Here is a 19,697-nt window from a genome sequence, read left to right on the forward strand (position 1 = left end):
GTACGGACGAGTAGGGAGCGGCGATGCGCGGTGGACCTTCGGTGCTCGGAATCGTTCTGGCGGGCGGGGAAGGCAAACGCCTGATGCCGCTCACCGCGGACCGGGCCAAACCGGCGGTGACGTTCGGCGGTACGTACCGCCTCGTCGATTTTGTCCTGTCCAACCTGGTGAACGCGGACATCTTGCGCATCTGCGTGCTCACGCAGTACAAGTCGCACTCACTGGACCGCCATGTGACCACCACCTGGCGGATGTCGAGCCTGCTGGGGAACTACGTCACGCCGGTCCCCGCCCAGCAGCGGCTGGGCCCGCACTGGTACCTGGGCAGCGCGGACGCGATCCTCCAGTCGCTCAACCTCGTCCACGACGAACAGCCCGACTACATCGCGGTCTTCGGCGCCGACCACGTGTACCGCATGGACCCGCGCCAGATGCTCCAGCAGCACATCGAGAACGGCGCGGGTGTCACCGTCGCCGGGATCAGAGTGCCCAAGGCCGAGGCCTCCTCGTTCGGGATCATCACCCCGGCCTCGGACGGCCTCCAGGTCGACAGCTTCCTGGAGAAGCCGGCCGATCCGCCCGGTCTGCCGGGGGACCCGGGGCACGTCTTCGCCTCGATGGGCAACTACCTCTTCACGACCAAGGTCCTCGTGGACGCCCTGCACCGGGACGCGGAGGACGAGAACTCGGTGCACGACATGGGCGGCTCCATCCTGCCGATGCTCACCGAGCGCGGCGTCTCCCAGGTGTACGACTTCAGCGAGAACCACGTCCCCGGCGAGACGCCCAGCGAGCACGGCTACTGGCGCGACGTCGGCACGCTCGACTCGTACTACGACGCGCACATGGACCTGATCTCGCACCAGCCGGCCTTCAACCTCGACAATCGCCGCTGGCCCATCTACACCCACTCCACCCAGCTGCCGCCCGCGCGCTTCGTGGCGGGCGGCATCGCCGGCGAGTCGATCGTCAGCCCCGGCTGTGTCATCCGGGGCCAGGTCACCCGCTCCGTCCTCTCGCCCGGGGTGGTCGTCTCGGAGGGTGCGGTGGTGCAGGGGTCGGTGCTCCACGACAACGTACGGATCGGGCGGGGCGCGGTGGTCAGGAACGCGATCCTCGACAAGAACGTGGACGTACCGCCCGGCGCGACGATCGGCGTCAACCCCGAGCGGGACGGGGCGCTCTACACCGTCTCCAAGAACGGCATCATCGCCCTCGGCAAGGGCCAGGTCGTGGCCTGACCCCGTTGCCCGGCACAGGGACGTGTGGCACGGCGGGCGGCCGGGGATCTCCCCGGCCGCCCGTTCCGCCGCGCCCCGGCCGGAACGGTCCCTTCTCGCGGCTCGTCGCTGCTTGTTGCGGGGGCATGAACAGCGTGTGACCCCGGGAATAGCCGCCCGGTGATCCGCTTTCCCTCCTTTGTGGGCCGCGGCCCAGCGACCGGGGGCTGCGACGCCCAGCGACACGTCGGCCGAACCGAGGAGTTCCCATGACTCAGGCGTATGTCTTCACCCGCAACGGCGGTCCCGAGACGGAAGCACTCGTGGAGCTGCCGGAGAAGCCCGAACCGGGCCCGGGACAGTTGCTCGTGGCCGTCCGCGCGGCCGGGGTGAACCCGGTCGACCACAAACTCCGTACGGGCTTCAGCAGGCCCGGCGCCCCGCCGACGCGGTTCCCCGTCGTCTTCGGCGGAGAGGTCTCCGGTGTGGTGGAGGCGACCGGACCCGACGTCACGGGGTTCGCGGCCGGCGACGCCGTCTTCGGCTCGGCCGCCACCGGTGGATACGCGGAGTACACCCTCCTCCCGGTCGGGATCGCCGCCCACAAGCCGGACGCGCTGTCGTTCACGGACGCGGCCACCCTGCCGATCGCCGCGGCCACCGCGTACGACGGCGTCAACCAGCTGGACCTCCCGCCCGGCGCCACCCTCCTGATCACCGGGGTCGGCGGCGGGGTGGGCGTCGCCGCCGCCCAGATCGCGGTCGGCCGCGGCCTGCGGGTCGTCGGCACGGCGAGCGCGGGCAAGAAGGACTTCGTGGAGTCGCTCGGCGTCGTCCACGTCACCCCGGGCCCCGGCGTCGCCGCACGCGTGCGGGCCGTGGCGCCCGACGGGATCGACGCGGTGTTCGACCTGGTCGGCGGCGCCGACCTGGAGGCCGTGGCCGTCCTCGTCGAGGACCGTACAAAACTGATCAGCGCGGGCGACCGGCAGACGATCGCGCGCCTCGGCGGGGAGCCGGTGCTGCGGTTGCGCAACGCGGAGGTCCTGGACGAGGTCGCGAAGCTCGTGGTGAGCGGGACGCTGCGGCCGTACGTGACCCGGACGTTCCCGCTGGAGCGGGCCGGCGAGGCGCTGCGCGCCGTGGAAGAGGGCCACATCAAGGGCAAGATCGTCATCGAGATCGGAGCATGAACACCGTGTCGCACCCGCTGGACAACCCCGCCCACTCCTCCCTGACCGGGCCGCACGCCCACTTCGCCGAACGGCGGGGCCGGCTGCTGCGCTACCCGCCCGAGGTGTCGCCCTGGCTGGCGCTCCCCGACCAGCCGGACGACGAGGACTGGGCGGACATCGCCGCGATCACCGGCCCCGGCAACACCGTCGCGCTCCCCGGCCTGCGGCTGCCCCCGCCGGCCGGGTGGGAGATCACCTTCAGCATCGAGGGGGTGCAGATGATCGACGACGGGGTGGCCGCCGCACCCGACGAGGAGGCGGTACGCCTCGGCGCCGGCGACGTCCCCGAGATCCTCGACCTGGTCGCGCGCACCCAGCCGGGGCCCTTCATGCCCCGCACCATCGAGATGGGCACCTACCTCGGCTTCCGCCGCGACGGGGCGCTCGTGGCCCTGGCCGGGGAGCGGATGCGGCCCGTCGGCCACACGGAGATCAGCGCGGTCTGCACCGACCCCGCCCACCGCGGCCAGGGCCTGGCGGCGCGGCTCGTCCTGGCCGTCGCCCACGGCATCCGGGAGCGCGGCGACGTCCCGTTCCTGCACACCGCCGCGAAGAACACGAACGCCATCAGGCTGTACGAGTCGCTCGGCTTCCGGCTCCGTAGGACCACCACTTTCCTGGACGCCCGCGTCCCGCTGCCGGACACCAGCCGGGTGAGTACCGGGTGACCTGAGGGATTTTGTTGACACCCGACACATCGGTATGCTCCTGACCTGCGCATGAGTGACCCGCGCACCAGCGCACGGGCGAGCGAGGAACGGCAGCGGCGATGACGGTGACAGAGGACAACCCGGCGTACGGCGAGAGCCTGACGCACGGCCCCGGCATCGACCCCGACCGGCTGGCCGTCTGTCTGAGCGTGCTGGACGAACTCGACAAGATCGACGTCGACCACCCCGACGCGGTCGCCGTGCGCCGGGCCACCGCCGGGATCTACCGGACGGTGAAGCAGCGCCGCCGCCAGGAGCGCCGCGCCTCGAAGACCGCCCACGACCGGTCGGTCACCGAGGCCACCGCCACCGGCTCCGCCGAGCGGATCGACGACGAGACACAGGGGCTGCTGCCGTCGTCGTCCGTCGCCGGGGAGATCGCGGGCATCCTCCGGCGCCCCCGCTCCTGCTACATCTGCAAGACCCGCTACGTCGAGGTCGACGCGTTCTACCACCAGCTCTGCCCGTCCTGCGCCGCCGAGAACCGCGCCCGCCGTGACGCCCGTACGGACCTCACGGGCCGCCGCGCCCTGCTCACCGGCGGCCGGGCCAAGATCGGCATGTACATCGCGCTGCGCCTGCTGCGCGACGGCGCCCACACCACCATCACCACCCGCTTCCCCACCGACGCGATCCGCCGCTTCAAGGCGATGGAGGACAGCGACGAGTGGATCCACCGGCTCAAGATCGTCGGCATCGACCTGCGGGACCCCGCGCAGGTCGTCGCGCTCGCCGACTCCGTCGCCGCCGAGGGCCCGCTGGACATCCTGATCAACAACGCGGCCCAGACGGTGCGCCGCTCCCCGCAGGCCTACAGCGAGCTGCTCGCCGCCGAGTCCGCGCCCCTGCCCGCCGGGGAACTGCCCGCCTCCCACGTCATCGGAGCCTTCGGCAGCGGCGCCCAGGCCGTCCTCCCCTCCGGGGCGGCCGAGGCGCTGTCCGCCGCGGACGTCACCGGACTCGCGCTGGTCGGCGGTTCCGCCACGCTCGCCAGGATCGAGGCGGGCACCGCCATCGACGCCGGCGGCCTGGTGCCCGACCTGCACCACACCAACAGCTGGGTGCAGACGGTCTCCGACGTCGACGCCGTCGAACTGCTCGAAGTCCAGCTGTGCAACTCCACCGCGCCGTTCATCCTGATCAGCCGGCTGCGCCGGGCGATGGCCGCCGCCGTGGCCACCCACACGTACGTGGTGAACGTCTCCGCCATGGAGGGTGTTTTCAGCCGTGGTTACAAGGGGGCGGGCCACCCGCACACGAACATGGCCAAGGCCGCGCTGAACATGCTCACCCGCACCAGCGCCCAGGAGATGTTCGAGTCCGACGGCATCCTCATGACGGCCGTCGACACCGGCTGGATCACTGACGAGCGCCCGCACCCGGACAAGATGCGCCTGGCGGACGAGGGCTTCCACGCCCCGCTGGACCTCATCGACGGCGCGGCGCGCGTGTACGACCCGATCGTGCGCGGCGAGCGCGGCGAGGCGCTGTACGGCTGCTTCCTCAAGGACTACGCGCCCGCCAACTGGTAGGGGCCGTTCGGCCGGAAACTTCACCCCCCGGTGAGCCCGGTCGAGCGGACAGCCGCTCATCTGGTTAATCTGAGGGGCACACGCGGCCAACACCGGGGATACACCATCCTCACGGCCGCGCGGGGACAGGCCCACTACCACGGCCGCGGTCCCGCCCGAGTAGACGGCGCCACCGCGACGGAACTGCCCCTGTCCCAGAGTTGCGCGACACAGAGGAGTGCGCCGTGACACCAGACATCAAGACGAGCGAGGAACGGGCCGCGGAGCCCGGGGAACCGACCCGCAGACCGGAGAAGCTCGGCAACCTCGAAGTGTGGGCCAGGTCGGCCCCGATCCGGCTGGCGGGCTACGAGGACGACCTCTCGGAGCCGCACATCCTGCGCGGGATCGACTGACGGTACCGACGTCGCAAGGCGTTCGTCCGGCCGGCGCGACGGCGCCGGCCGGACACCTTGATTTCGAGCGAACTTCACCGAGTCGTCCCCGGCCGCCAGGATGAATGCAACTAGCATCCATTTTCGTGCCGCTACGTGACCTCTTCCACCACGTCCCCCCGGGACCCCAGGCAGAGCCCCCGCCCGCCCGCCGTGTACGACGCGGACGGGTGGCGCTCGCCGCGTGTCTCGTCCTGGCGGGCACGGCAGGCGCGCTAGCCCTGGCGCACCCCGGCGGACACACCGCGCAGGCCGTGGCCCAGCGGGCCGACCCGGCCGCAGACGGGTTGCCCCACACGGCCGTCGAGGCGTCGGACGCCGCCGAGACCTGCGGCAAGGGCTGGCGGCACCCCCGGGCGGGATTCCAGGTCTTCGACGTGCGCAACGACACGACCAGCGCCGCCGAGGTGTATCTCACCGACTCCACCGGCGCGCTGCTCGGCGAGGTGGACGGGCTCGCGCCCGGCACGACCCGCCCGATCCGGGTGACGCTCGGCCGTGGCACGTACACCTTCCGCTGCCTGGTCGAGGACACCGACGCGGTCACGGGGGCGGCCGTACGGATCAGCCAAGGACCCGCCAAGGGCGGACCCGCGGTGCTGCCCGTCAACAGCCACGACCTGATCCCCGTGACCCTCGCCTACCAGAAGTGGGTGGCCGGCGGGTTCGGCGGTGTGGTGGCCCGGGTCGACACGCTGCGCGACGCGGTGGACCGGGGCGACCTGGCCGCCGCGCGGACGGCCTGGCTGCCCGCACATCTGGCGTTTGTCGGACTCGGGGGCGCGTACGGCGCGTTCGGGGACCTCGGCGCCGCCGTGGACGGCACCGACGCCGGGCTGCCCGGCGGCCCGCACGACCAGGACTTCACCGGTTTCCACCGGGTCGAGTACGGGCTGTGGCACGGCGAGGCGGCGAAGGCGCTGCGCGGTCCCGCCGACCGGCTGGCGGCGGATGTACGGACGCTCAGGACCGCGTGGACGGACACCCGCATGGACCCGCTCGACCTGGGCCTGCGTACCCACGAGATCACCGAGGACAGCATCCAGCAGGACCTCACGGGCCGCTCCGACTTCGGCAGCGGCACCTCCCTCGCGTCGGCCCGCGCCGGACTGGACGGCACCGCCGAACTCGTCACCCTGCTGCGGCCGTTGCTGACCCCCCGCGACACCGGTCTGCCCCGCGTCGACAGCGGACTGCGGACCACGGAGCGGGATCTGGACGCGCTGGCGTCCCACGGCGGCTGGCGGGCGCCGGCGGCCCTGCCCCGCGCCGACCGCGAACGGATCGACGCCGACTTCGGCGACCTGGCGGAACAACTGGCCCCGGTGGCGGTCATCTTCGACGTACGGAGGACCTCATGACCAGCGACCGTACGGAGGACTCGATGACAACCACCCCCACCCCGGCTCACGATGACACACCGTCAGGTGTGCGGCGGCGGTCCTTCCTGCACCGGGCGCTGGCGGCGGGCGCCGCCGGGGCCGCCGCGGGAGCCGGGGGAGTGGGCGCCGTCGCCCGCGCGGGCGACGAGCCGGTGCAGGAGCGGCCGGAAGGCCACACGGTCCCCTTCCACGGCGCCCACCAGGCCGGCATCCTGACGCCCGTCCAGCGCCACGCCGTCTTCACCTCCTTCGACGTCACCGCGCGCGACCGCGCCGAACTGGCCGGCCTGCTGCGCACCCTCACCGAGCGCCTGCGCTTCCTCACCGCCGGCGGGGTGCCCGAACCGCTCGGCATCTCCGCGCCGCTGCCCGACTCCGGTGTCCTCGGCCCGGTCGTCCCCGGCGACGGGCTGACCGCGACGGTCGCGGTGGGCTCCTCGCTCTTCGACGACCGCTTCGGCCTCGCGCCCCTGCGCCCGCGCGGGCTGCGGCCGATGGACGTCTTCCCCGACGACGACCCGGCGGACGCCTGGTGCCACGGCGACCTGATGCTCCAGCTCTGCGCCGACCACCCCGACACGGTGGCGCACGCCCTGCGCGACGTCGCCCGGCACACCCGGGGGCTGATGCAGATCCGCTGGCGCATGGAGGGCTTCGTGTCGCCGCCGCGCCCGTCCGGCACCCCCCGCAACCTGATGGGCTTCAAGGACGGCACGGGCAACCCCGACACCCGGGACGCGCGTCTGATGGACCGGCTGGTGTGGGTACGTCCCGGCGCCGGCGAGCCGGCCTGGGCGGCGGGCGGCAGCTACCAGGTGGTACGGCTGATCCGGATGATGGTGGAGTTCTGGGACCGGGTCTCCCTCCACGAGCAGGAGCGCATGATGGGCCGCTCCCGCGACAGCGGAGCGCCCCTGGACGGCAGCCACGAGAAGGACGCCCCGCGGTACGCCCAGGACCCGCAGGGCGACGTGATCCCGCTGGACGCGCACATCAGGCTGGCCAACCCCAGAACCGCGGCGACCGCGGACACCCGGCTGCTGCGGCGCGGCTACAACTACGACCGCGGTGTGCGGGACAACGGCGACCTCGACACCGGCCTGGTGTTCTGCTGCTTCCAGCAGGACCTGGACCGGCAGTTCGCCGCCGTGCAGAAGAAGCTCGCCGGTGAACCCCTGGTGGACTACGTCAAGCCGTACGGCGGCGGCTACTTCTTCGCCCTTCCGGGGATACGCGACCGCGCCGACTGGCTGGGCAGCGCTCTCCTGGCGTGAGGGACATGTGCATTCCCTGACCAACCATTCACCGCAGATACATGGTCAGGCCACGCAGTGGTGCGTACAGGCGTCCGAACATGCTGACGACAATCAGACGGCGCACCACCCGGGCGCCCGACGGGGGCGCCCGGGCGCGCACGCAGCGATAGGTGACAGATGTTCACAGCAAGAGTCAAGGCGCGCCAGGGCAGGCGCGGGACGGGACGGGCGGCGACGCTCGCCGCCGCCGCCGCCCTCCTCGCGCTCGGCGGCTCGGTGGCCCCGGCCGCCGCGGCGCCCGGTCACCACCCGAAGGGCGACAAGGACAACAGCGCGAAGACCACGACCCCGATCAAGCACGTCGTCGTCCTCTTCGACGAGAACGAGTCCTTCGACCACTACTTCGCGACGTACCCGAAGGCCGCGAACACCGACGGCACCCCCTTCACCGCCTCGAAGAAGACGCCCAAGGCGGTGAACAACCTGGCCACCGCGAACCTGCTGAAGAAGAACCCGAACCAGTACCTGCCCAAGCGGCTGAGCCAGGCGCAGGCGCTGACGTGTTCGCAGAACCACAACTACGGCCCCGAACAGCTCGCGTACAACAACGGCAAGGCCGACAAGTTCGTCGAGAACACCGAGACCGACACCTGCTCCGGTGGTCTGTTCGGCGAGCCCGGCCTGGTCATGGACTACTTCGACGGCAACACGGTCACGGCGCTGTGGAACTACGCGCAGCACTACACGCTCAACGACAACTCGTACAGCTCCGGGTTCGGGCCCTCGACCCCCGGCGCGCTGAACCTGGTCTCGGGACAGACGCACGGCGCGATCTCGGTCGACCCGGCCTCGGGCACCGAGAACCCGAAGCAGACGGCCACCCCCAGCTCGTCCGTGCTGGCCTCGCCGGACGCCAAGGGTGTCGGCACGGTCGTGGCCGACCCCGACCCGGCGTACGACGACTGCTCGGACAGCGACCACACGAGCACCAGCGCGCTCGCGGCCCTCAAGGGCAAGAACATCGGTGACCTGCTGAACGCCGAGGGCGACACCTGGGGCTGGTTCCAGGGCGGCTTCCGGCCCAGCACCGCGTGGGACGGTACGCCGGGCACGTACGCGAAGTGCGACACGACCCACGCCAACCAGGGCGGCGCGGCCGTGAAGGACTACAGCCCGCACCACTCGCCGTTCGAGTACTACAAGTCCACCTCGAACCCGCACCACCTCGCGCCGGCCTCCGTCGACGAGATCGGGCACCAGGGGCGGGCCAACCACAACTACGACCTCACCGACTTCGACGCGGCCCTGGCCGCCCAGAAGCTGCCCGCGGTGAGCTTCCTCAAGGCCGCCGCGTACCAGGACGGCCACCCCGGCAACTCGGACCCGCTGGACGAGCAGAACTTCCTCGTCTCGGAGATCAACAAGATCCAGAAGTCCCCGCAGTGGAAGGACACCGCGATCGTCGTCGCCTACGACGACTCGGACGGCTGGTACGACCACGTCTCCCCGCCGGTCCTCAACGGGTCCAAGGACACGACCGTGGGCTCCAACAACCAGCCCACCGACAGCAAGGCCTGCCGGCAGGGCCCGGTGCCCAAGGCCGGCTACCAGGACCGGTGCGGCCCCGGCCCGCGCCAGCCGCTGCTGGTGATCTCGCCGTACGCGAAGACGAACCACATCGACCACACGCTCACCGAGCAGGCGTCGATCACCTCGTTCATCGAGAACAACTGGAAGACCGGGCGGGTCGGTGACGGCTCGTTCGACGTCCGGGGCGGCACCCTGCTCAACGCCTTCGACTTCAAGCACCCGAACAAGGTCCAGGTGCTGCTGAGCAAGAACGGCGCGGTCTCCTCGATCACGTCGATCCCCAAGCACCCGGCGAAGCCGGTCAGGCCGAGGATCACGGGGCCGGCCGGGGGCAACCTCGACCAGGCGGGTCTGGCGGCGACGAGCGGTTCGACGTCGGTCGTGCTGCCGACGGCGATCGGCGCGGCGCTGCTCGTGGCGCTCGGCGGCGGCGCGTACCTGCGCCGTCGCGGGCGGGACCGCGCAGCGGTCTGACGGTCTGACGGTCTGACGGGCCGACGGGCCGACGGTCCGATGGGCCGACGGTCCGATGGGCCGACGGTCCGATGGGCCGACGGTCCGTACGCGCGGGCGTGCGGGAAGGGGCACTGTCCCTCCCCGTACGCCCGCGTACGTTTGTCAGGGCTCAGGCCGCGATGCGCTCCAGCGTGCGGCCCAGCCGGACGGCGTAGGCCCGTTGCAGGACGGGCACCAGCGGGCCCGCCAGTCGCGTGTACCACCGGGCCGGACGGCTGAAGGCCATCACGGTGAACCACACCGTCCCGTCCTCGTGCAGATCCACCACGAAGCACTCCTCGCCGCGCTCCGGGTGCCCGGGCAGGGTCCCGTACGCGAAGCCGGTGCGGTCCTTCTCGTACGCCGTCCACACCACCCGGCACGGCGCCCGCACCCGCAGCGGCCCCGCGCCCAGCGAGACCTCGACGGCGCCGCCCGCCACCGCGCGCGGGGACCGTGCCCGGACCCGCGTGCCCGCCCGCCGGTGCATCGCCCAGCTGGTCACGGCGGTGCCCGCGGCCTCGAAGGCGGGGCGGCCCCGCCCGATCCTGGCGGTGTGGAAGAGGTGCCCGTAGCCACGGGGGAGCGGCCCGAGCCGGGTCGCGCCGACCTCGCGATAGGTGAACGGGGCATCGGCCGGGGCGGGCTCCGTACGGGGCTCTGTCACGCGCGTTCTCCTTGAGTCGGCGCCGGGCCGGGGCCACCGGCGGCGTAGTGCGGACGGACCCGGCCCGGGCGGTGCGCCCGGGGTCTCCGGCCGCCGGGCCCCGCCGGCGCGATCACCGGCGGGCCGCGCGTCACGACAAGGCTGACCAGCACGGACGTCACACGCCACCCCCCGGACTTGAACGTGTTCAAGTCATGGACGCAGCCTATGTCGTCGGTTGAACGCGTTCAAGCGCCGGGTCCTCCCGGCCCGTCCCCGCTTGCGCGCCGGGTGAGGTTCCGTCAGACATGAGGGGACACCCTTCGGAGGAAGAGGCGGGAGACACCGGTGCGCTCACCCAACCGTCGTCGGTACGCCGCACTCGCCGCGCTGTCCGCGCTGGCCGCGGGCGCGCTGGTCCTGTCGGGCTGCGGGGGCGGCGGCAAGGGCGCGCCGCGCGCCAAGGAGCTGTTCTTCCAGTCGGCCGGGAACCCGGGCACCGACCCGTTCACCGAGTCGACCGTCACCGTCACGTCCGAGGGCCCGCCCGCCTCCCGCCGACCCGCCCGCAAGGCCACCGCGGCCCCCGTCGGCGCCGCCCGCGCCCTCCCCGGCTCGACCCCCGGCCTCTACGGCGCGGCCCGCTCCGTCTCCAGCTGTGACGTGGAACGGCAGATCCGCCTCCTCACCGAGGACCGGACACGCTCCCGCGCCTTCGCCCGGGGCGCCGGCATCGGCGGGAGCGCCGTCCCGGCCTTCCTGCGCGGCCTCACCCCGGTGGTCCTGCGGGCCGACGCCCGGGTGACCGGCCACGGCTACCGCGCCGGGACCGCCGCCCCCTACCAGTCCGTGCTCCAGGCCGGCACCGCCGTCATGGTCGACGAGCGGGGACTGCCGCGGGTGCGCTGCGCCTGCGGGAACCCGCTGCGCGCCCCCGTCCCCGTCCGGGGCGCGGTCGTGAACCGGGGCAAGCGCTGGGCGGGATACGCCCCCGGCCGCGTCGTGGTCATCAACCGCGCGGACGCGGCCGTCGAAGGACTGGTGGTCGTCGACACGGTCGACGTCGCCTGGATGCAGCGCAGGACCGGCACGGACGGGGACGAGGACGCGACCCCCGAGATCCTGCCGCCGTACGGCCCCGAGGCCGACATCACCGACCCCGACACCGTACGGCCGCCCGGCGAGGCCACCCCCTCCGCCACTCCTCAGCCGTCCGCCCCGGCGAAGCCGGACAGGACCCCGCGCGAGTCCGGCGCCCCCACCCGTACGACACTGCGGCCCGGCGACACCCTGCCCCCCGAGCCCCCGTCGGAGGAGCCGCCGGAGGAGCGGCCCATGGAGCCCGAGCCCGAGCCCGTCCCGACCGGCGACGACGACGGGATGCTCCCCGTCGAGCCCGACAAGGAACAGGTCAGTGATGTCCTGACCGGCCCCGATGCCTACCAGGAATGACCGGACCACTCGAAGAATCCGACAAATGATGACAGAGTGTCCCCATGGCTGAACGGGCAGCGGGTGCCGTGTCGCTCCCTGACGACTGGCCCGCCCCTCCGGAACTCAGCATGTCCCTCAACCGGATGGGCATCTTCGACTGGGATCTCGACACCGGGCTGCTGCACCTCGACGGCTCGTCGCTCGCCGTGCTGGACCTCACGGCCGAGGAGTACGACGGCCGGCCGAGCGGGCTCAAGGGCCGGATCCCCTACAACGAGGGCATCCGGCTGTACGCCGTCGTGGCCGAGGCCATGGAGAACGGCAGCGAGACCTACGGCGCCTACATGCGCGTGAGGCAGCGCGACGGCACGCTGCGCTGGATCCACGCCCAGGGCCGTATCCGCCGCGAGAGCGACGGCCGGCCCTACCGCGTCATCGGCGTGCTCCGCGACGCCAGCCAGGAGCTCGCCGACTCCACCGCCCGGCTGGAACTGGACGCGGTACGCCGGGTGCAGACCAGCGTCGTGGAGGGCACGACCGCCGCGCTCGCCCACGCCAGGACGGTCCAGGACGTCATCGACGTCCTGAAGGAGTCCCACGGCCTGGAGCACCTCGGCGCCACCAGCCTGGTCATGGGACTGGTCGAGTCGGGCCGCATCCACCTGGTCGCCGAGGGGCCCGAGGGGTCCTTCGTGCCCGGCACCCGCGTCACCCGGATCGACGAGCCGTACCCGATGAGCGATGTCGTACGGACACTCACCCCCCGGTTCATCGAGTCCGCGGAGGAGTTCGCCGAGACCTACCCGGACCTGTGGCCGCACATCAGCGAGCTGGGCATCACCGCCGCCGCGTACCTCCCGCTCATCGCTCAGGCCCGCCCCATCGGCGCCCTCGGCCTGCTCTACGGCGACAAGAACGGGTTCAGCGGCGAGGACCGCAACCTCCTCGTCGCCCTCGGCAGCAGCATCGCCCAGAGCCTCCAGCGCGCCGTCCTCTTCGAGCAGGACCACGATCTGGCGGAGGGCCTCCAGCAGGCCATGCTGCCGCGCCGGATCCCCGCCGTCCCGGGCGCCGAGATCGCGGTCCGCTACCGGTCCGCCCGGCTCGGCCGGGACATCGGCGGTGACTGGTACGACGTGATCCCGCTGCCCGGCGGCCGGGTGGGCGCGGTCATCGGGGACGTCCAGGGCCACGACACCCACGCCGCCGCCGTGATGGGCCAGCTGCGCATCGTGCTGCGGGCGTACGCCGCCGAGGGGCACACCCCGGCGACGGTGATGGCCCGCGCCTCCGTCTTCCTGCACGAACTGGACACCGACCGCTTCGCGACCTGCATCTACGCGGAGGCCGACCTGACGACCGGCGTGGTCCAGCTGGTCCGGGCCGGCCACGTCGATCCGATGATCAGGGGCATGGACGGCAGCTGCCGGAGATTCCCGGTGAGCGGCGGGATGCCGCTCGGCCTCTCGGCGCTCTTCGGGCAGCTCGACTACCCGGTGAAGACGCTCGAACTGGACCCCGGGCAGACCCTGTTGCTGTTCACCGACGGACTGGTCGAGCAGCCGGGCGCCGACCTGGACGACGGGATGCGACTGCTGTCCTCGCTCGTCCGTGACGGGCCGCGCGACCTCCAGATGCTCGCCGACAAGCTCTGCGAGGTCGTGGACGAACGGGGCGGCGAGGACGACGTCGCCGTCCTGCTGCTGCGCCGCAGGGGCGCCCACGCCCCGCAGACCGGCGGCCGGCTCCAGCAGCATGTCGCGCAGGGCGACCCGGAGGCGCTCAGTTCGGCACGGCACATGATCCGGGCGGCGGTGGGCGCCTGGGGCGCGGGCGACCGGTCCGACGAGATCGAGCTGTCCGCCGACGAACTGATCACCAACGCGCTCATGCACACCGACGGCGGCGCGATCGTGACCGTACGGGTCCTGGCCGGGACCGTACGGCGGCTGCGGGTGGAGGTCGAGGACCGCTCCAGCGCGCTGCCGCGGCGCAGGGACGCCGGGGAGGCGGGCGTCTCCGGGCGCGGGCTGCTGCTCGTGGACGAGCTGGCTGATGCCTGGGGGGTGGAGTCACGCGGCAGCGGCAAGTGTGTGTGGAGCGAGTTCCTTGTCCCGGACCGGCCGTCACGTTGAGTGGTAGGCATCGTTAGTTGTGCGTGAAGTGGCTGACCTTGACCGTAACTGATCGGAACGTGAGGACCCCTTGACCACCGAGCTGCTGGCACCTCTCGATCTGGCTTTCTGGCACCTCGAATCCGCCGACCACCCCATGCACCTGGGCGCGCTCGCCGTCTTCACCGCGGCCCCGGGGACGACCCCCGGCGAAGGAGTGCCCGAGCTGCTCGCCACCCGCGCCGCCGCCGTGCCCCGGCTGCGGATGCGGGTACGGGACGTCCTGCTGCCGGTCGGCGGGGCCGCCTGGGCGGTGGACAAGGACTTCGACGTCCACCGCCACGTACGCCTGCTGCCCCTCCCGGCCGGCGACTTCGCCGCCCAGGCCGAGCTGCTCGCCGGGGAGCTGATGGAACGCCCGCTGGAACGCGGGGTGCCGCCCTGGGAGATGTACGTGCTGACGCCGGGGGACCCCGGTCCTGCCGCCGCTCCGGAAAACGGCCGGCAGTTCGCCGTCCTCGTGAAGATGCACCATGCCCTCGCGGACGGCATGCGCGCCGTCGCCATCGGCGCGGGCATCTTCGACCAGATCGCCGACGTCCGGGCGGCGGGGGCCCGGCGGGCCCGCCCGGTGCCGCCGCGCTCCTGGCTGCCGGGACCCTGGCAGGCGGCGGGGCTCGCCAGGGACCGGCTCGAAGACCTCCGCAGGGCGCTCGGCATCGGCGCCTCCGTCGTACGGGCCAGCCGCTTCGACCCCCGGGGGGTCGCCGCCCTCACCGCGGGCTCCAGCGGGACCCGGCAGCTCGCCACCGCCGTCCTGGACCTCACGGACGTCCAGCTGGTCCGCAAGGCGGCGGGCGGCTCCGCCAACGACGTCCTGCTCGCCACCGTGGCCGGCGCGCTGCGCCGCTGGATGCTGGAGCGCGGCGAGCCGCTGCCCGTGGCCCCGCCGCGCGCGCTGGTGCCGGTCTCCCGGCGGCGGCCCGACAGCCCGCCCGGATCGGCCAACAAACTCTCCGCCTATCTGCTCGGCCTGCCGGTCGCCGAGGCCGACGCGCGGGCCAGGCTCGACGCGGTGCGCGGCGCCATGGACCGTAACAAGTCCGAAGGCCCCGCCCGGGGCGCGGGCGCCTTCGCCCTGCTCGCGGACGCCCTGCCGCCGCTCGCCCACCGGCTCGGGGCGCCCCTCGCGGGCAACGCGGCCCGGGTCCTCTTCGACATCCTGGTGACAAGCGTGCCGCTGCCCCGCTCCACCCTGTCGCTCGGCGGCTGCCCGCTGCGCGCGCTGTACCCGATGGCGCCGCTGGCACGCGGCCAGTCGCTGGCGATCGCCCTCTCCTCCTACGGAGGGCAGGTGTATGTGGGGCTCGTGGCCGACGGGAAGGCCGTACCGGACCTGGCCCGGCTGGCGCGCGGGATGAACGAGGAACTGGACGAGCTGCTCAGGATCGCCCCCTAGAGCCTCCTAGAGCCTCCTAGAGCGCCATGGAGCGTCATAGATCGGAGTGATCGCCACCGAACAACCACGAACTGCTGACCCCGAGGTGTTGACGCCGCCCAGTCATCCGATGAATATTCGTCGTGATCGTCGTATGCGACGAGACCGGCGGCGCGGACGCCACCGGCGGACATTTTGGGGAGGCGTCAGCGGTATGCGGCACACCACGCTCGGACACAGTGCGGTCCAGGTGACCGGACTGTCCTTCGGGGCGGCCGGGATCGGCAATCTCTACAGCCCGGTCGAACCGGACCAGGCCACCGCCGCGGTCGACGCCGCCTGGGACGCGGGCATCCGCTACTTCGACACCGCGCCCCACTACGGCCTCGGGCTCTCCGAGCGCCGGCTGGGCGAGGCGCTGCGCGGCCGGCCGCGCGACGCGTACACCCTCTCCACGAAGGTGGGACGCGTCCTCGAACCCGTACCGGACGCCGAACTCCCGGCGGGCGGCCCCGGCGACGACCTCGCCAACGGCTTCGCCGTACCGGCCACGCACCGCCGGATCTGGGACTTCAGCGCCGACGGTGTCCGGCGCAGCATCGAGGACAGCCTCGTCCGCCTTGGCACCGACCGGATCGACACCGTCTACCTCCACGACCCGGACCACCACGAGGACGAGGCCTTCGGCCAGGCCTACCCGGCCCTGGAGAAGCTGCGCGGCGAAGGGGTCATCGGCGCGATCGGCGCCGGGATGAACGCGACCGCGATGCTCACCCGCTTCCTGCGCGAGACCGACGTCGACGTGGTGCTCTGCGCGGGGCGCTTCACCCTCCTCGACGGATCCGCGCTCACCGCGCTGCTCCCCGAGGCCGCCGCGCGCGGCAAGAGCGTCGTCGTGGGCGGGGTCTTCAACTCCGGCCTGCTCGCCGACCCCCGGCCGGGCGCGACCTACGACTACGCGGCGGCGCCGCCCGCCCTGGTGGACCGGGCGCTGCGGATGGACGCCGTCACCCGCCGCCACGGACTGCCGCTGCGCGCCGCCGCCCTGCACTACCCGCTGCGGCACCCCGCCGTCGCCAGTGTCCTGGTGGGGACCCGGTCGGCCGCCGAGGTACGGGACGCCGCCGAGCAGTTCGCGCGGGACATCCCCGAGGACCTGTGGGCGGAGCTGCGGGCGGGCGGCCTGCTGGCCGAGGACGGGACCGAGGCATGAGGGTCGCCCTGCGCACGTCCGTACGCGCCGACCGCGTCGAGGCGTACGAGGCCGCCCACCGGGAGGTGCCCCCGGCGCTGACCGTCGCGATCCGGGCCGCCGGGGCCACCTCGTGGACGATCTGGCGCAGCGGTACCGACCTGTTCCACGTGGTGGAGTGCGAGGACTACGCCCGTCTCCTCGCCGCACTCGACCAGCTGCCGGTCAATGTCGCCTGGCAGGCCAGGATGGCCGAGCTGCTCGACACCGTGCACGACTACTCCGCGGCCGGCGCCGACGCCGGCCTGCCCGTCGTCTGGGAGCTCTGACGCATGATGACCCCGCCCGCGAACGTCGTCGACGCCCACCACCACTTCTGGGACCTGTCGGTACGCGACCAGGACTGGATCACCGGACCCGCCCTCGCCCCCCTGCGCCGCGACTTCACCCTCGCCGACCTGGAGCCGGAGGCCCGCGCGGCCGGGGTGAGCGCGACCGTTGTCGTCCAGACCGTCACGGTCGCCGAGGAGACCCCGGAATTCCTCGCCATCGCCGACGGCAGTGACCTCGTCGCCGGTGTGGTCGGCTGGACCGACCTCACCGCGCCCGACGTCGCGGACACCCTCGCCGCCCTGCGCGCGCTGCCCGGCGGCGACCGGCTCGTCGGCATCCGCCACCAGGTCCAGGGCGAGCCGGACCCGGAGTGGCTGCTGCGCCCCGACGTCCAGCGCGGACTGGCCGCCGTCGCGGCGGAGGGACTCGCGTACGACCTGGTGGTCCAGGCGTCCCAGCTGCCCGCCGCCGTCAAGGCGGCCGAGCTGCTGCCCGGCCTCACCTTCGTCCTCGACCACCTGGGCAAGCCGCCGATCGCCTCGGGTGCCATCCAGCCCTGGGCGGACCACGTCGAGGCGCTGGCGGCCCGGCCGAACACGGTCTGCAAGCTGTCCGGCATGGTGACCGAGGCGGCCTGGGACTCCTGGACCCCCAACGGCCTGCGCCCCTACGCCGACGTCGTCATCGCCGCGTTCGGCCCCGCCCGCCTGATGTTCGGCTCCGACTGGCCGGTGTCCCGCCTGGCGGCCTCGTACGCGGAGGTCCTGGACGCGGCCCGTACGGTGACGGACGGCCTGACCGAGGCCGAACGGACGGAGGTCTTCTCCACGACGGCGAGGCGCGTGTACGGCCTCTGAGCCGGCGTCGGCCCGTCCGCCGCTTCGGGAACGGCCCCCGGCGGCCCGTTCCCGTCGCAGGCCGCCCCGCCACCCTCATGCCGTCGACGGGCCCCCGCCGTCCAGGAGGGCGCGGCCCACCGCGTCGGGGAGGGGGCCCACCCCCAGCAGGCCCGTCACCGACGCGGTCGCCAGGGCGTGCCAGGTGGTTGCCCTGCGGAGCATCGCGTGGTCGCCGCCCGCCAGGAGCACCGCGCAGGCCCGTGCGCCCGCCTCGCGGGCGCGGGCCGCCAGGGCCACGCTGCCGCGGGGGTCCGTCACGCGGTCGCGGTCGCCGTGGAGCAGCACCACGCCCCGGCCGCCGAGCTGCGTCACCGGCTCGTCCGCCGGGCACCAGGGCGCCAGGCCCACCACCCCGCTGACCAGGTCGTGCCCGGCCACGGACAGGGCCGCACGGCCGCCCATCGAATGTCCCACGAGCACCACGGGCACCAGGCCGATCAGCTGTTCCAGCTCGTCCAGGGCCCGGCACGCGTCGCGCGCCGCGTCGGCGCGGGAGCCGTTCCAGCCCCGGTGGCGGTAGCGCACCCGCCCCACCACCACGTCGAGCCCGGCCGTGGCCCGCAGCAGCGCGCGGGTGAAGGGCCACATCCGCGCGCCCGGCAGGTTCAGCCGCGACGGCGGCTCCTCGCCCTCCGAGCGTCCTCCGTGCATCAGCAGGACGGCGGCGCGGGGCCGGGTGGCGGTGCTGTCGAGCACCAGGGCCGGCGAGACGCTCGCTCGGCGATCACGTACGGGCACGGAAATGCCTTCCTTCCGACGGGCGGCACCCCGGACCGGGCCCGCCTCCTCCGGATCTATTCGTCGCCGACTGTCCCGAGGACGGGCCATCGGCCCCCCGCCCGGCGCTCCGACGTGCTCGCCGGGCGTTCGCGGCGCGCTTCCGGCACGCTGGAAGCATGCCGGAAGTACCCGAAGTCGAAGCCCTCCGAGAGTTCCTGGACGCCCACCTGGTGGGCAAGGAGATCGTCCGCGTCCTGCCTCTCACGGTGAACGTCCTCAAGACCTATGATCCGCCGCTCTCCGCGTTGGAGGGTTCCACGGTCACCTCCGTGGGCCGGTTCGGCAAGTATCTCGACATCGTCGCCGCCGACGCGGGGCTCCATCTCGCCGTCCACCTGGCCCGCGCCGGCTGGCTCCGCTGGAAGGACACCTTCCCGCCGACGCCGCCCCGCCCCGGCAAGGGCCCGCTCGCCCTGCGGGTCGTCCTCGCCGAGGGCGACGGCTTCGACCTGACCGAGGCGGGCACCACCAAGCGCCTCGCGGTCCACCTCGTCCGCGACCCCCAGGACGTGCCGGGCATCGCCCGGCTGGGCCCCGACCCGCTCGACCCCGCCTTCGACCGGGACGCCCTCGCCCGGCTGCTCGCCGGGGAACGGCGGCAGATCAAGGGCGCCCTGCGCGACCAGCGGCTCATCGCGGGGATCGGCAACGCGTACAGCGACGAGATCCTGCACGCCGCGAAGATGTCCCCGTTCAAACCGGTGAAGAACTTCACCGAGGACGAGATCACGCTGCTCCACGACGCGATGCGCTCGACCCTCACCGAGGCGATCGAGCGCTCGCGCGGAGTGGCCGCCGGGCGGCTCAAGGCCGAGAAGAAGAGCGGCCTGAGGGTGCACGGCCGCAAGGGCGAGCCCTGCCCGGTGTGTGGCGACACGATCCGCGAGGTGTCGTTCAGCGACTCCGCGCTCCAGTACTGCCCGACCTGCCAGACGGGCGGCAAGCCCCTGGCCGACCGCAGGCTGTCCCGGCTCCTCAAGTAGAGAGTCACACGGGCCGTACGGGGC

At 73.0% G+C, this 19,697-nt stretch carries 17 protein-coding genes; 15 read left to right on the plus strand and 2 right to left on the minus strand.

Features of this window, described 5'->3' with window-relative positions:
* The first annotated feature begins 23 nt into the window (after positions 1-23).
* The 8 genes from glgC (at position 24) to ACIO1C_RS01550 (ending at position 9,833) form a co-directional block, all read left to right on the plus strand.
* Positions 24-1,241: a glucose-1-phosphate adenylyltransferase gene (gene glgC / locus ACIO1C_RS01515; RefSeq protein WP_401857120.1), complete on the plus strand. Its 1,218-nt coding sequence runs from the start codon at positions 24-26 to the stop codon at positions 1,239-1,241.
* 248 nt (positions 1,242-1,489) lie between these two features.
* Positions 1,490-2,413, plus strand: a complete 924-nt coding sequence (locus tag ACIO1C_RS01520) for an NADP-dependent oxidoreductase (RefSeq protein WP_401857122.1) — start codon at positions 1,490-1,492, stop codon at positions 2,411-2,413.
* Entirely contained in the window at positions 2,410-3,123 is a 714-nt protein-coding gene (locus ACIO1C_RS01525; RefSeq protein WP_401857124.1) for a GNAT family N-acetyltransferase, read from the plus strand. The genes ACIO1C_RS01520 and ACIO1C_RS01525 overlap by 4 nt, the downstream gene beginning before the upstream one ends.
* Positions 3,124-3,224: 101 nt before the next feature.
* Positions 3,225-4,697, plus strand: a complete 1,473-nt coding sequence (locus tag ACIO1C_RS01530; protein WP_401857125.1) for an SDR family NAD(P)-dependent oxidoreductase — start codon at positions 3,225-3,227, stop codon at positions 4,695-4,697.
* A gap of 224 nt (positions 4,698-4,921) precedes the next feature.
* Positions 4,922-5,092, plus strand: a complete 171-nt coding sequence (locus ACIO1C_RS01535) for a hypothetical protein (protein ID WP_327233153.1) — start codon at positions 4,922-4,924, stop codon at positions 5,090-5,092.
* A gap of 125 nt (positions 5,093-5,217) precedes the next feature.
* Positions 5,218-6,492 (plus strand): imelysin family protein, encoded by a 1,275-nt coding sequence (locus ACIO1C_RS01540; RefSeq protein WP_401857127.1) that lies wholly within the window; start codon positions 5,218-5,220, stop codon positions 6,490-6,492.
* 23 nt (positions 6,493-6,515) lie between these two features.
* Positions 6,516-7,787, plus strand: coding sequence for an iron uptake transporter deferrochelatase/peroxidase subunit (gene efeB / locus ACIO1C_RS01545; protein ID WP_401858004.1), 1,272 nt, complete (start codon positions 6,516-6,518; stop codon positions 7,785-7,787).
* 159 nt (positions 7,788-7,946) lie between these two features.
* Positions 7,947-9,833, plus strand: a complete 1,887-nt coding sequence (locus tag ACIO1C_RS01550; RefSeq protein ID WP_401857129.1) for a phospholipase C — start codon at positions 7,947-7,949, stop codon at positions 9,831-9,833.
* 151 nt (positions 9,834-9,984) lie between these two features.
* On the opposite strand, the gene ACIO1C_RS01555 is transcribed toward ACIO1C_RS01550, so the two are convergent.
* Positions 9,985-10,521: a DUF1990 family protein gene (locus ACIO1C_RS01555; protein ID WP_401857131.1), complete on the minus strand. Its 537-nt coding sequence runs from the start codon at positions 10,519-10,521 to the stop codon at positions 9,985-9,987.
* A 327-nt stretch (positions 10,522-10,848) separates the two neighbouring features.
* On the opposite strand from ACIO1C_RS01555, the gene ACIO1C_RS01560 reads away from it, so the two are divergent.
* The 6 genes from ACIO1C_RS01560 to ACIO1C_RS01585 all read left to right on the plus strand — a co-directional run bounded on the left by ACIO1C_RS01560 (position 10,849) and on the right by ACIO1C_RS01585 (position 17,868).
* Positions 10,849-11,952 (plus strand): DUF6777 domain-containing protein, encoded by a 1,104-nt coding sequence (locus ACIO1C_RS01560; protein ID WP_401857133.1) that lies wholly within the window; start codon positions 10,849-10,851, stop codon positions 11,950-11,952.
* Positions 11,953-11,996: 44 nt separating this feature from the next.
* Positions 11,997-14,069: a SpoIIE family protein phosphatase gene (locus tag ACIO1C_RS01565; protein WP_401857134.1), complete on the plus strand. Its 2,073-nt coding sequence runs from the start codon at positions 11,997-11,999 to the stop codon at positions 14,067-14,069.
* Positions 14,070-14,139: 70 nt separating this feature from the next.
* On the plus strand, positions 14,140-15,507 hold the full coding sequence (locus ACIO1C_RS01570; protein WP_401857136.1) for a wax ester/triacylglycerol synthase family O-acyltransferase: 1,368 nt from the start codon (positions 14,140-14,142) through the stop codon (positions 15,505-15,507).
* A gap of 193 nt (positions 15,508-15,700) precedes the next feature.
* Positions 15,701-16,699, plus strand: a complete 999-nt coding sequence (locus ACIO1C_RS01575) for an aldo/keto reductase (RefSeq protein ID WP_401857137.1) — start codon at positions 15,701-15,703, stop codon at positions 16,697-16,699.
* Positions 16,696-17,007: an L-rhamnose mutarotase gene (locus ACIO1C_RS01580; protein WP_401857139.1), complete on the plus strand. Its 312-nt coding sequence runs from the start codon at positions 16,696-16,698 to the stop codon at positions 17,005-17,007. Before ACIO1C_RS01575 ends, ACIO1C_RS01580 begins: the two co-directional genes overlap by 4 nt.
* A gap of 6 nt (positions 17,008-17,013) precedes the next feature.
* Positions 17,014-17,868 carry an amidohydrolase family protein gene (locus ACIO1C_RS01585; protein WP_401858007.1) on the plus strand — a complete coding sequence of 285 codons (855 nt, stop codon included), beginning with the start codon at positions 17,014-17,016 and terminating at the stop codon, positions 17,866-17,868.
* A gap of 75 nt (positions 17,869-17,943) precedes the next feature.
* On the opposite strand, the gene ACIO1C_RS01590 is transcribed toward ACIO1C_RS01585, so the two are convergent.
* Entirely contained in the window at positions 17,944-18,648 is a 705-nt protein-coding gene (locus ACIO1C_RS01590) for an alpha/beta hydrolase (protein ID WP_401857141.1), read from the minus strand.
* Positions 18,649-18,806: 158 nt separating this feature from the next.
* On the opposite strand from ACIO1C_RS01590, the gene ACIO1C_RS01595 reads away from it, so the two are divergent.
* Positions 18,807-19,673, plus strand: a complete 867-nt coding sequence (locus tag ACIO1C_RS01595; protein ID WP_401857142.1) for an Fpg/Nei family DNA glycosylase — start codon at positions 18,807-18,809, stop codon at positions 19,671-19,673.
* Positions 19,674-19,697: the final 24 nt, after the last annotated feature.

This window comes from Streptomyces sp. NPDC087420 (genome assembly GCF_044744165.1).
In the GTDB taxonomy this organism is placed as follows: domain Bacteria; phylum Actinomycetota; class Actinomycetes; order Streptomycetales; family Streptomycetaceae; genus Streptomyces.